Origin of the sequence: Nostoc sp. NMS9, from assembly GCF_017114995.1 — a bacterium.
Lineage (GTDB): Bacteria > Cyanobacteriota > Cyanobacteriia > Cyanobacteriales > Nostocaceae > Nostoc.
Genome location: NZ_JABXKL010000021.1, coordinates 31,566 through 42,655 on the forward strand (window position 1 = coordinate 31,566; position 11,090 = coordinate 42,655).

An 11,090-nucleotide genomic window follows, 5' to 3' on the forward strand; every position below is an offset into this window, starting at 1 on the left:
CTTATTTAACCAAGAATCTCCCGAGCTGAATTCATAAGGGTGTCAATTACTTTTACCTATGCAAAATAATATAAATGGCAAAACATTGTTTTGCCATAACGAAAAAATGATAATGTTTTCAAGGGCAGATCATACTGCCGTGATTGTCCAAGTAGCAACCCTTTTGCTTAATATGTTGACCAGGAATTATTCGTGAAGATTTTTGAGCTTGATTATCACCTACAGCATCATTAAATTCAATTTCATTTGAGTCGGTACTGGTGTGCAAGTCTATCGAATTGTTGTCTAATACACCCTCATTTTCATTTACAACAAGCGCAGCATCCACCTCAGAGTTTTTTGGTATTTCACTAAACTCATTTTGAATGTCGTTTGTTAACTGCTGTATTTTTTGAGATTCCATAAATTTTACTCTCCTTGTAGACTGACAAATGTGCGAACTTATCTTGTGATGTACTAAATTAACGTGAGTTTGATTAGTACAGTTTGGCAACGAAGAAATCAATAATACAAAGTCTAGAGCGGTACGAAAGCATTAGGTTTCTAACGCTCTTGCGAACTCCGATAATTATGACTTCAGCTTGGCTAGTAATAATTACGCACTGTGTTACAAAACTTCATATATTTCTGCCGTATTTGTTTAAAGGATTCATGAATCTGGCTACTTAGCGTTGATTGCTCAAGAGAATTGAGTAATTGATACCTCCTCAAGTCTCACACTCTGCTTACGGTTTAAATAAACCCAGAAGCTTTATTAAGGCGATCGCTTATATGCCCAATCCCCCATGCCCAATCCCCAAAATCCTAAATATTTTACTCATTAACCGTGCCACTATAGAAAATAGAGCTGCAAATTGAGCAATAGGAAGACTAAAGAACACTGTGCAGATAACATTCTTAGGGACGAGTTCCGGTGTACCCACGCGATCGCGCAATGTTTCCAGTGTCGCTCTGAGATTACCCCAAAGGGCAGAACTGTGGTTATTCGACTGTGGCGAAGGTACTCAGCATCAAATTATGCGGAGTGAACTGAAAATCAGTCAACTCTCCCGAATTTTTATCACCCACATGCACGGCGACCACATCTTTGGCTTGATGGGACTTCTTGCTACTTGCGGCTTGGCTGGTAATGTGAAACGAATTGATATCTATGGCCCACCTGGATTAAATGATTACATTCAATCCGCCTCACGTTATTCCTACACGCACTTTTCTTACCCAATCAAAGTTCACGCCATCCGTCCAGGGATAATTTATGAAGACGATGACTTCACTGTTAGCTGCGGTAATTTGCATCATCGGATTACAGCTTTCGGCTACCGCGTAACTGAAAAAGACCGAGCCGGACGCTTTGATGTGGAAAAAGCCAAGGCGTTGCAAATTCCTCCTGGTCGGGTTTACGGTCAACTCAAGCGCGGTGAAACAGTTACCCTTACGGACGGACGGGTGATTGATGGCACCCAATTGTGCGGCCCTACAGAAATTGGTCGAAAGATTGCTTATTGTACAGACACAATTTATTGTGATGGTGCAGTGGAATTAGCTCATGATGTTGATGTATTAATTCACGAAGCAACCTTTGCCCATCAAGATGCAGATATGGCTTTTCAGCGATTGCATTCCACAACCACAATGGCAGCGCAAACAGCTTTAGCTGCTGGGGCGCATCAACTGATTATGAGTCATTTCAGTCCCCGCTATGCTCCCGGAAATACTTTGGAGTTGAAGGATCTCCTCAAAGAAGCTCGTGCTATTTTTCCGCGTACTGATATGGCTTACGATTTTATGATTCATGAAGTACCCAGACGGCGGGAAGTAGAGTTAACCAAGGTAGGCGTTTAAATTTTGGATTTTGGATTTTAGATTTTAGATTTCCTATTGAACGCTTCTAATCTAAAATCTAAAATTAACCAGGCTCTATCTTAGATTTTAATAGTCTCAATCAGAATATCAAGCAAATAAACAGCAGTTTAGTTTTCTGAGTAAGTCAACTATTTAACCAACAATTTGCGGTTAACTAGATGTATCAAGAATATACAAATAGTATGGTTTAAATATTTTTCTCAGTGTGTTTATTCTATTACAAGTTATCAAAATAACTTTAATATATATTAATGTTGTGAATTGGATAATTTTATACTCAAATACTTAGGAAAAATAATTAATTTTTCGTCAAGATTTTTCTTCTTTAAATAAAATATTTATTAAAAATTTATTTTTCCAACACTGATTAAGAATTTATATGGATGAATTGATGAACATGAAAGCGCCAGTTGGCATAATGTTATGCCAAATTTGCTTGTCATTGTTGGAAGAAGAATTAAGTATGCGATCGCAGCTATTAAGTGTAAAAAAATCATTTCATATTTCTCATAAATCTTCCAAATAAATATAGTGTTTCGATATTAGAGGAGTTTTATAGTGGCTAAGACTAGTCTGAATCAAGAGCAACAGGTTACTACTTCAGCACAAGGCGCAGTTGACATCAGACAACTATCTACTATTTTGCTTCGCCGACGCTTTCTGATCTTTGGGGTTTCCTGTATAGTTATGTCAGCTGCTAGCCTCTTGGCTGTCATGGCCAAACCTACTTACCAGAGCAATATGCAGATATTGGTGAATTCCAATTTATCTGAAGGGGCACAGTCAAATACTCAGGTTACTGATTCAAATTCTCAAGTTGTTGATTCCACTACTCAGATGAAACTCATGCTGAGTTCTAAGTTGCTTCAGAAAGCTGTAGATTTACTCCATTCTGATTATCCTGATATTACCTTACAAGACATCAATGGTCAAGAAGAACACAACAAAAAAGCATTTTTAGAAGTAACACCAGAAGCGGGAGGCATAGGGGCAAATAAAGTTTTTAATCAGGCATTTAAAGTTTCTTTTAATGATCAAGATCCAGTAAAAGCACAAAGAGTACTTCAAGCTCTACAGAAAGTCTATCAAAACTACAACAAACAGCAGCAAAAAGAACGTCTGAATCAGGGATTAACTTTTGTAAACACTCGCCTACCTGAGATAAAAAAAGAGGTGAGTAAAGCTGAGAAAAACTTAGAACAATTTCGCAAGAAACATAAATTAGTCGATCCCGAAGTCCAAAGTAAAATCCTGCTAGAATCTTTAGCCGATATTCAACAACAGCTACAAACCACTCGTGCCAACCTTCAAGATGTAAACGCTCGCTACGATAATCTAGAGCAACTAATAGCGTCTTCATCCCAGCAGAATACACTAATTTCTTCTCGTTTAAATCAGTCAAGCCGCTATCAATCATTATTAAGTGAAATTCAAAAGACTGAACTAGCATTGGCTAAGGAGCGGCTCCGCTATACAGATGATTACCCATCGGTACAAAAACTAAAGCAGCAACGCCAAAGTCAACTGTCCCTATTACGAGAAGAGGTGAAAACTATTACTAATAGCAGTAAGGAAAAACCCTTATTTAAAGGACAAATGTTAGGGATTGATCCAACACTTGTAGATGAGTTTGTTTTGGTACAGACAAGTGTTTTGGGGCTAACTGCCAATGAAAAAAATCTAGTCGAGTCAGAACAGCGGCTCCGCTCTGAGCTAAACAAATACCCAAGTATAATAGCAGAGTATAATCATCTGCTGCCAAAGGTAGAAACTAGTCGCAAAAACCTTGAACAACTACTCCAGGCGCAACAGTCATTGGGACTGAAAATTGCTCAGGAAGGATATAACTGGCAAGTTTTGGCAGAACCTTCTCCCGGTACTTATATGGGTAACAACAGATTATTACTCTTGCTTGGAGGAGCGGTAATTGGGCCGATTTTAGGTATCTTAGCAGCCCTGATTTTGGAAAAGTTTAATGACGCTATTTATTGTGCCGGAGATTTAAAGAAACTGACGAACCTACGTGTACTGGGATCGGTACCAAAACTCCCGTCACGTGGTGTCAAAAAGCGGCGGCTGGGCCTGGCTTGGAATGGCCGAGGAAGCTCAGATTCTTCTGTAATAGAAGCCAGTAATAAATTGCCCGTCCATGAAACTTTGGACATGATCTACCAAAATATTCAAATATTAAAATATCCCTTACGGTTCAAGTCGCTGATGTTTACTTCAGCACTACCAGGGGAAGGGAAGACAACCTTAGTATTAGGCCTTGTAACTAGTGCTACCCGGATGCATCGACGGGTATTAGTAATTGATGCTAACCTACATAATCCTAGCCTGCACAAAATTCTGGAACTATCCAATGACTGGGGGCTATCTCTGTTATTAGTTGATGAGACAACTACTCATTTTCAAGATTACATCCAGCCCATTCACCCCTCGATTGATATTTTGACTGCTGGGCCAGAACCAGAAGACACAGTGAAGTTGCTCAGTTCTCAACGGATGAAAGAACTAATAGAGGTCTTTGAGCAAAGTTATGACCTAGTACTAATAGATGCTCCATCTATTTTAGGCACGGTTGATGCCAGTATTGTGGCATCTTTTTGCAGTGGTATTGTAATGGTAGAGCGCATGGGGAAAGTGACTCGAACTGAACTGACTCAAGCAACAGAAATTTTGAGTAAGTTAAATTTAATTGGAATTATCGCTAATGAAGCGAGCAATTCTCAAAAGGTATTGGCATCGTAGACTGAAGAAGCAGGGGAGAATTGGGCATTGGGGAGGCAGTGCGGTCTTGGGGTTTCCCCAAGTGGAGCAACTGCCGTCATTGGGCATGGAGAAGAAACAAGGGAGAGACTTGTTCAATAATTCCCCCTTGTTTCCTTGTCTCCCCTCCTCCCCCTTCACCTGATTTCTACCTTAATAGTTAAAGCAAACTTATAGTTAAAGCAAAATGCATAATTAGTAGGAGGTGGCAACCTCCTGCGTTGGAGAACTGTCTCATCTTAAAGTAGTAGACGCCATAATCCAGAGCGTCAATTAGATACTAGTGTGATTAGATGATCGGTATGAAATTCCAACTTTACTTAGACTCCTTATTTTCTCAGATTAAAGTACGTTATTGGTGGGTAAGTATCTTTTTGTGGATTGCTTTGGTTGCCCCAGCCCAAGCGTCTGTAATTCTACGCGTGGCAATTGAGAGGGGCGTTAATCAGGTAAAAGTGGGTAGTTCCACCACTGGGATCGTTAAGGATAGTACTGGCCGGACTCTTGGACAGTTGCCAGCAATGAGTGCATATTATGCCCAAGCCGTTCCTGGCGGAGTTGCTTTAGATAAGTGGCAATCTGGTTTATTTTGGATTGAGCCAACTGGCAAGGGATTTGTTTATATTGGCGATCGCTGGTATCGAGGCAGAACTCTGGTTGTCCCCACAGAAAAAGGCTTAACCGCTGTTAACTGGGTTGATGACCAAGAATATCTCTACAGTGTTCTTGGTGGCGAAATGGATGCTAGCTGGCCCCAAGAAGCTTTAAAAGCCCAAGCGATCGCAGCCCGCACTTATGCCCTCTACGAACGGGAAAAACAACGAAATAATCCCGTTTACGATTTAGGCAATACCCCCGATCGCTGGCAAATTTACAAAGGTGTCATTAGTGAATCTCCTGCTACTTACACCGCAGTGGATTCCACACTAGGGCAGGTACTAACTTACAAAAACCGGATTATTCTCTCAGTCTTCCACGCTTGTTCTGGGGGACACACTGAAAACGTAGAAGATGTTTGGGGAAGCAGCGAACCTTATCTACGTGCTGTTCAAGACTACGATCAAAATATCCGCGAGTGTAATTGGGTGAAAACCTTCTCGCCCAGTGAAATTAGCGCTAAATTTCCTGAGGTGGGCAGTGTGACGGCGATGATTCCAGAAACATACTCACCTTTTGGCAGTGTTAAAGTTTTAAAAATTGTCGGCAACAAGGGCACGAAGGTTCTGGAAGGCGAGAAAGTGCGAACAGCCCTCAAGTTAAAAAGTACCAAATTTAGGGTCACCAAGGGGGCCGATGGTAGTTTTGTACTGCAAGGGCTTGGCTACGGTCATGCTTTAGGCATGAGTCAGTGGGGGGCGTACAATCTGGCTCGGCAAGGAGTGAACCATCTGCAAATTTTGGGACATTATTATCAAGGTGTAGCTCTAACACCAATTCAGGCGAAGTAATTGGGGATTGGGCATGGGGCACTGGGCATTGGGCATGGGGCAAAGGAGTGCTGTTAGCGGATAGCTAGGGTTGAGCCAGTGCTGAGTTTATCTCCTTGTCCCCTGCTCCCCTGCTCCCCTGCCCCTCTGCTCCCTATTCCCCACTCCCACGTTCTAAGCGCCGTTGCCATTCAGCATCAATTTTTGCAGAACGTTCAACTTCTTGGTCGAGTAAGTCAGTTTCGCTAGAATACACTAAATCTTCGTTGCCAATGACTTTTTCTGTTGCAAATTGTTGGGCATAGTTGATTTTTTGTTGCAAAAGTGCATCAGAACTTGCCAATAGCCTTGCTCTGGAAAGGCGATCGCGGTTGCGATCACCTATTTTGCGATTACGCCACTGAATCCAGAAATAACGCAATATCGGTATGCCTAAAAAACCTGCTCCGTAAGCCAATAGCAGCCAATAAATTCCTTGCACAAAAGCTACCAGTCCACCTAACTGGACGGCAACAGTTCCATCTCTCAATAAACTTCCCAGTACTAAAGCACCAACAAAATTTAGTATCCCTAACCCAGCACTCAGCATAATTTGCCCGGAACTTGCGGCGCTAAAACGCCAGGGAAATTCCTCTAAGTGATCTGATATTGCATGACGGCGCTTTTTAACTGCACTCACCTGCAACTCTGGGAAGTAATAAACAATTTGCCCTTCTGGGCTTACCCCTGGTTGCCCATTAAACCGCGTCAGAACGGGCAGCATATAATCTTCGTACTCTCTTGTGTATCCCTCGCCGATGTCATCCAAATATGGGGTAATTTGTTCTGCTACCACTGCACCACGGTTACTCCGAATCACCGTAGCAATTTCTTGCCAGCGACGTTCTTCTAAGTTGGCGTTTGGATTACCATCGCCAAACAAAAACGAAAACACAGCTTCAAAGAAATTCAGATTGCTTTCTTGTCGGCTTTCACGTCGCCGTTCCTGGTAGTGGGTGTCATAATTTGGGCTAAGATACCAAAATAAATTTGGAAAATAGAAGAAGCCCCCACCGCCGTAATTACTGCCCCGATTGTCGCCGTTACGGTCTGAATTGATAGAGGTAGTAATAATGTAGATAGCAATAATTATCAGGGTGATGGAAACAATTAAGAAAATTAAAAAAGAAGCGCGAATCACGTAAAACAGAACACTCCAGACCTTTTTCCACCATTCCTGCAATCGTAGCCGGAAGTATTTATTACGCAAAATTGCTCGAAAATTTTGTGGAAAAAGGAAAACTATATCACCTGAATCCGCTACCTGTAAATGTCCGCCAGCATCAGATGCCAGGGCTAACAAGCTTTGATTAGCTTCAGCGACGTTCAATCCTGCCTGAGTTGCCACATCACCAACGGTGACACGGTAGCCCAGTTGTTCCACAGCTTGCATGATGGTGGGACTGGGAGCCATTGCTCTCCCCTCCTGTTAAAACTTATTCCCTTTTCTTAAGTATAAAGTTTTATTTTGAGCGACTTAGCAGGGGTAGGAATAAAGCATGAAATCATTAAAAATAGAAATTCTTACTATTTTATCTATATGAAAGCCATTGTCAGTCCATACTTTGAAGCTCAAGGCCCTTCGCAATTTCTTCAAAGAGGACGCTTCGTTGAACACCCCGATGTAGCGCTAAGGGGTCGGCAAATTCTTTTGGGGTTGTTGGAGGCAGGATGCGAAATAGAATTTGCACCGCCGCCAGAACTTTGCATCTCAATCCTTCGCGAATCAATCCTTGCAGTACACGACACTAAATATATTGACTATCTCAAGGTTGCTTGGTCGCATTGGTCACAAATTCAGAATGCTAGCACTGAAATATTTCCCAATATTTCCCCAAACCGCTATCTGGTCAACTTCAACGAAAACCCTGTTGCTTTAGCGGGATGGTACATCGCTGACTGTGCGGCACCAATCGGGGAATTCACATGGGAAAATTCACTAGGTAGCGTATCTGCGGTGATTGTAGCGACATCTCGGATCAAAGCTGGGGAACTGGTTGTTTATGCTTTGTGTAGACCAAGTGGACATCATGCTTGCCGCGATATGGCAATGGGCATGTGTTTCTTGAATAACATTGCCATTGCTGCTGTTGAGCTTCGCAAGCAATTTGACCGAGTGGCAATTATTGATATTGATATGCATCACGGTAACGGTACGCAGCAGATTTTTTATCAGCGTGGCGATATTTTAACAATCTCGATTCATGGCGATTCGAGAGATTTTTATCCCTTCTATAGTGGCTTTGAAAACGAATGTGGCTCAGGCGATGGCAAAGGATATAACTTGAACATTCCACTGCCAAAAGGAAGCAATGAGGCTTTTTATCTAAAAGCTCTAGAAAAATCTGTCAGCAGGGTATTATCGTTCAAGGCTGAAACTTTGGTAGTGGCGACAGGTTTCGATACCTTTAAATCTGATCCCCTGGGTTGCTTTGCGCTGGAGTCTAATTCTTACTATAAAATCGGTAGAATGATTCGCTCTCTGAATCTACCGACACTATTTGTGCAAGAGGGTGGATATTTCGTTGAAGCCTTACGAGAAAATGCTCGGCAACTCGTTAAAGGTTTTGAAAACGTTTGAATAGTAGCTAATGCTGCTGTAGGTAGTTGCTGTTCATTAACGAAATCTTTACATGAATTTGGTAAACTAACACTAAAGTCGATAAACCGACAAATGACCTGACACGCAAAATGATATAATTACCTACCTTAGCTTGGTTAAATCAGCAAATTTTCTGCTCAAATATGGTTCAATACACTCTCGCTCAAAGCCCAGAAATTATCCTTACTGTTTCTGGAAAAGATTCAGCCAAAGCCCGTGATAAAGCAATGGATCAGCTAATGGAACTGATGGATGCAGGTAAGCTACCCACGGAACTGGAAGAAGGATTTGGCCCTCAACAATTAATTGAGGTAAAAGAATCAACTATTGATACTGCTAATGGTGAGGATACCATTACACAAGCTGTCCAGATTCTAAGTAACCTGGCCACGCTCAAGCTGAAAGTTCAAGAGTCACGAGCTGAAGCGTTGGAAATTCGCAAAGCTGTTGATATTCTGTTCACTGATGAGTCGGTGACAGAAGAGGAAATTACTCGACTCAAGGAAGGTTTTAAAGTTCTCAAAAATTTTGCCCAAGCTAATGTGCGTTACCAGGAAGCGCGAGCTAAAGCAGAACTGGCTCGGAAGACTCTAGATCAAGCTCTCAAATCTCCTGATAAGTAACATTTACAGAATTATATGCATTGAGACACATCTTAAAAATGCAATTAAATACTCAAAAAGACAGGCTGTTATGCCTGTCTTTAGATTAACTGGGGCGCTAGGATTCGAACCCAGGGATGGCGAGACCAAAACCCGCTGCCTTACCACTTGGCGACGCCCCAACAATTTCACTATGCTTAATATAACACTTAGTCCTGGGTTAATGTCAAGTACTTTAATAGTTGATTCAGATAATCGGTTTTTACAGCCGGACATTGATTGGTGGGAATCCTTGCACTTTGCTTCTTTTATCACTTTCAGGTGAACCCTTGAATCTTCGTGCTTCAGGCATAAAATTCTTTCCTTAGCATCTAAAATCTGCTTACCTTGACGATGAACCGCTTAGAGTCAGTCTTACCGTATTTCTTTTTCTTTAGTCCCCAGTCTCGTGAAGGAAGACCCCTGCAATGCGACTTGATGATAGTAGTTGCTTAGTAGCCAGCCATATAAAGAGTGGAATAGTCTTCGCATAGCGGCCGCAAAGTCGGCGCGGTTCTTGAATCCATCGATATAGCCATTCAAGTCCTAAGTCTCGAACTATGCGGGGTGCCCGCTTATGAATTCCGGCATAAACTGGGAAAACTCCACCCAGTCCAATCATTACAGCTTGTATTTTGCCCTTATGTTGAGCTATCCAATTTTCTTGTTTGGGACATCCCAATGACACTAAGACAGCGCTAGCACCACTAGAGTTAATCTTTTGAACCAAGGCTTCGTCTTCAATTTCAGTTAGGGGACGAAAGGGTAGAGGTTCCATCGCCGCAATCTTTATCTGCGGAAATTCCTTCTCTAACCTGTTTTGCATCCTAGACAGAATTTCTGTTTGGGAACCTACAAAGAAAATGCTCAGATTTTGTGTTTGAGTTAGCTGACACAATGCGAGAAAAATATCCATCCCTGCCACACGGTCTTGGTAAAGCGCTCCCATTTTTCGCATCATCCATACCAGAGGCATACCATCAGGAGTAACTATATCTGCATTTCGCAATACGGTGGCAAACTCTGGATTCCAATGGGCTTCAATGAGCATGTGTACATTAGCTACATATACAGTTTTACTCTCACGCCTACTCGCCCACTTCAGTATTGTTTGTATCTGCTCGTCAAACCGTAAAGCAGTAATAGGAAAATCAAGCACTTTTTTAGTAGGTAGAAGCACTCTCGCCACCATCAATAACTCCTGTATCCAAGAAAACAATTCATAGATTACCTAGACCAATCCAAATTATTTAATATTCGGATTGGATGACTCCTGACTTTTTGTAGGCTTGTGTCATTGTTGGAAGTTAACACATGGAGGTGCAATTGCCTTTTTAGTATACTTTTGGCTTAATCGGTAATATTAGAATTATTTGCTGCTGTGTCCTAGCTTACTGTTTTATGTTAAGGATTTCAGACAGTGCTTGACAAAATTCATACTTCCTTCATAATTAATTTTTGGTTAGTTCATCCAAGCATTATAATTGCGATAAATTCCTAGAGAGATGTTGTATATTAAGTAGTATATACTACTTAGTTGCTTAAGTATGAAAGTAAAATGCTAGCCACTTAGTCTGCCGATTTTATACGTAAATATGCGCTTAAGAGGTTGAATGAAAATTAGTATATTTTAAAGAACAGAACTTTTGATTATGATTTACAAATTTATTACAGATTTAATTTAGTCTCTGTATTAGACCCATCCAAAATATAATCAAAGCACAAAAAAATGGTAGAAAGTAAAATTAG

The 11,090-nt window shown here is 41.4% G+C and carries 8 protein-coding genes and 1 tRNA gene; 5 read left to right on the forward strand and 4 right to left on the reverse strand.

Annotated elements, in window-relative coordinates; genetic code table 11:
- Positions 1–118: 118 nt before the first annotated feature.
- Positions 119–403 (reverse strand): hypothetical protein, encoded by a 285-nt coding sequence (locus tag HWQ40_RS08535; RefSeq protein WP_292776592.1) that lies wholly within the window; start codon positions 401–403, stop codon positions 119–121.
- Between the two features lie 479 nt (positions 404–882).
- Here HWQ40_RS08535 and HWQ40_RS08540 point away from each other — a divergent pair, with 479 nt between their 5' ends.
- The 3 genes from HWQ40_RS08540 to HWQ40_RS08550 all read left to right on the forward strand — a co-directional run bounded on the left by HWQ40_RS08540 (position 883) and on the right by HWQ40_RS08550 (position 6,080).
- A complete protein-coding gene (locus HWQ40_RS08540) occupies positions 883–1,842 on the forward strand; it encodes a ribonuclease Z (protein ID WP_292776594.1) in 960 nt (319 codons plus the stop codon).
- 579 nt (positions 1,843–2,421) lie between these two features.
- On the forward strand, positions 2,422–4,614 hold the full coding sequence (locus HWQ40_RS08545; protein ID WP_292776596.1) for a polysaccharide biosynthesis tyrosine autokinase: 2,193 nt from the start codon (positions 2,422–2,424) through the stop codon (positions 4,612–4,614).
- Between the two features lie 320 nt (positions 4,615–4,934).
- Positions 4,935–6,080 carry a SpoIID/LytB domain-containing protein gene (locus HWQ40_RS08550; protein WP_292776599.1) on the forward strand — a complete coding sequence of 382 codons (1,146 nt, stop codon included), beginning with the start codon at positions 4,935–4,937 and terminating at the stop codon, positions 6,078–6,080.
- A gap of 133 nt (positions 6,081–6,213) precedes the next feature.
- Here the strand turns inward: HWQ40_RS08550 and HWQ40_RS08555 are convergent, their stop codons facing one another.
- Positions 6,214–7,512 (reverse strand): hypothetical protein, encoded by a 1,299-nt coding sequence (locus tag HWQ40_RS08555; RefSeq protein ID WP_292776601.1) that lies wholly within the window; start codon positions 7,510–7,512, stop codon positions 6,214–6,216.
- A 126-nt stretch (positions 7,513–7,638) separates the two neighbouring features.
- Here HWQ40_RS08555 and HWQ40_RS08560 point away from each other — a divergent pair, with 126 nt between their 5' ends.
- Together HWQ40_RS08560 and HWQ40_RS08565 are read left to right on the forward strand one after the other, a co-directional pair.
- Positions 7,639–8,679, forward strand: a complete 1,041-nt coding sequence (locus tag HWQ40_RS08560) for a histone deacetylase family protein (RefSeq protein WP_292776604.1) — start codon at positions 7,639–7,641, stop codon at positions 8,677–8,679.
- Positions 8,680–8,843: 164 nt separating this feature from the next.
- Complete coding sequence (locus HWQ40_RS08565) at positions 8,844–9,323, forward strand: hypothetical protein (protein ID WP_292776606.1); 480 nt, start codon at positions 8,844–8,846, stop codon at positions 9,321–9,323.
- 89 nt (positions 9,324–9,412) lie between these two features.
- Here the strand turns inward: HWQ40_RS08565 and HWQ40_RS08570 are convergent.
- Together HWQ40_RS08570 and HWQ40_RS08575 are read right to left on the reverse strand one after the other, a co-directional pair.
- Positions 9,413–9,484 (reverse strand) — tRNA-Gln (locus tag HWQ40_RS08570).
- Between the two features lie 251 nt (positions 9,485–9,735).
- On the reverse strand, positions 9,736–10,533 hold the full coding sequence (locus HWQ40_RS08575) for a WecB/TagA/CpsF family glycosyltransferase (RefSeq protein WP_292776608.1): 798 nt from the start codon (positions 10,531–10,533) through the stop codon (positions 9,736–9,738).
- Positions 10,534–11,090 lie beyond the last annotated feature (557 nt).

Coding starts and splice junctions, on each gene's coding strand:
- HWQ40_RS08535 (WP_292776592.1), bottom strand. CDS start 403: ATGGAATCTCAAAAAATACAGCAGTTAACAAACGACATTCAAAATGAG.
- HWQ40_RS08550 (WP_292776599.1), top strand. CDS start 4,935: ATGAAATTCCAACTTTACTTAGACTCCTTATTTTCTCAGATTAAAGTA.
- HWQ40_RS08555 (WP_292776601.1), bottom strand. CDS start 7,512: ATGGCTCCCAGTCCCACCATCATGCAAGCTGTGGAACAACTGGGCTAC.
- HWQ40_RS08560 (WP_292776604.1), top strand. CDS start 7,639: ATGAAAGCCATTGTCAGTCCATACTTTGAAGCTCAAGGCCCTTCGCAA.
- HWQ40_RS08565 (WP_292776606.1), top strand. CDS start 8,844: ATGGTTCAATACACTCTCGCTCAAAGCCCAGAAATTATCCTTACTGTT.
- HWQ40_RS08575 (WP_292776608.1), bottom strand. CDS start 10,533: ATGGTGGCGAGAGTGCTTCTACCTACTAAAAAAGTGCTTGATTTTCCT.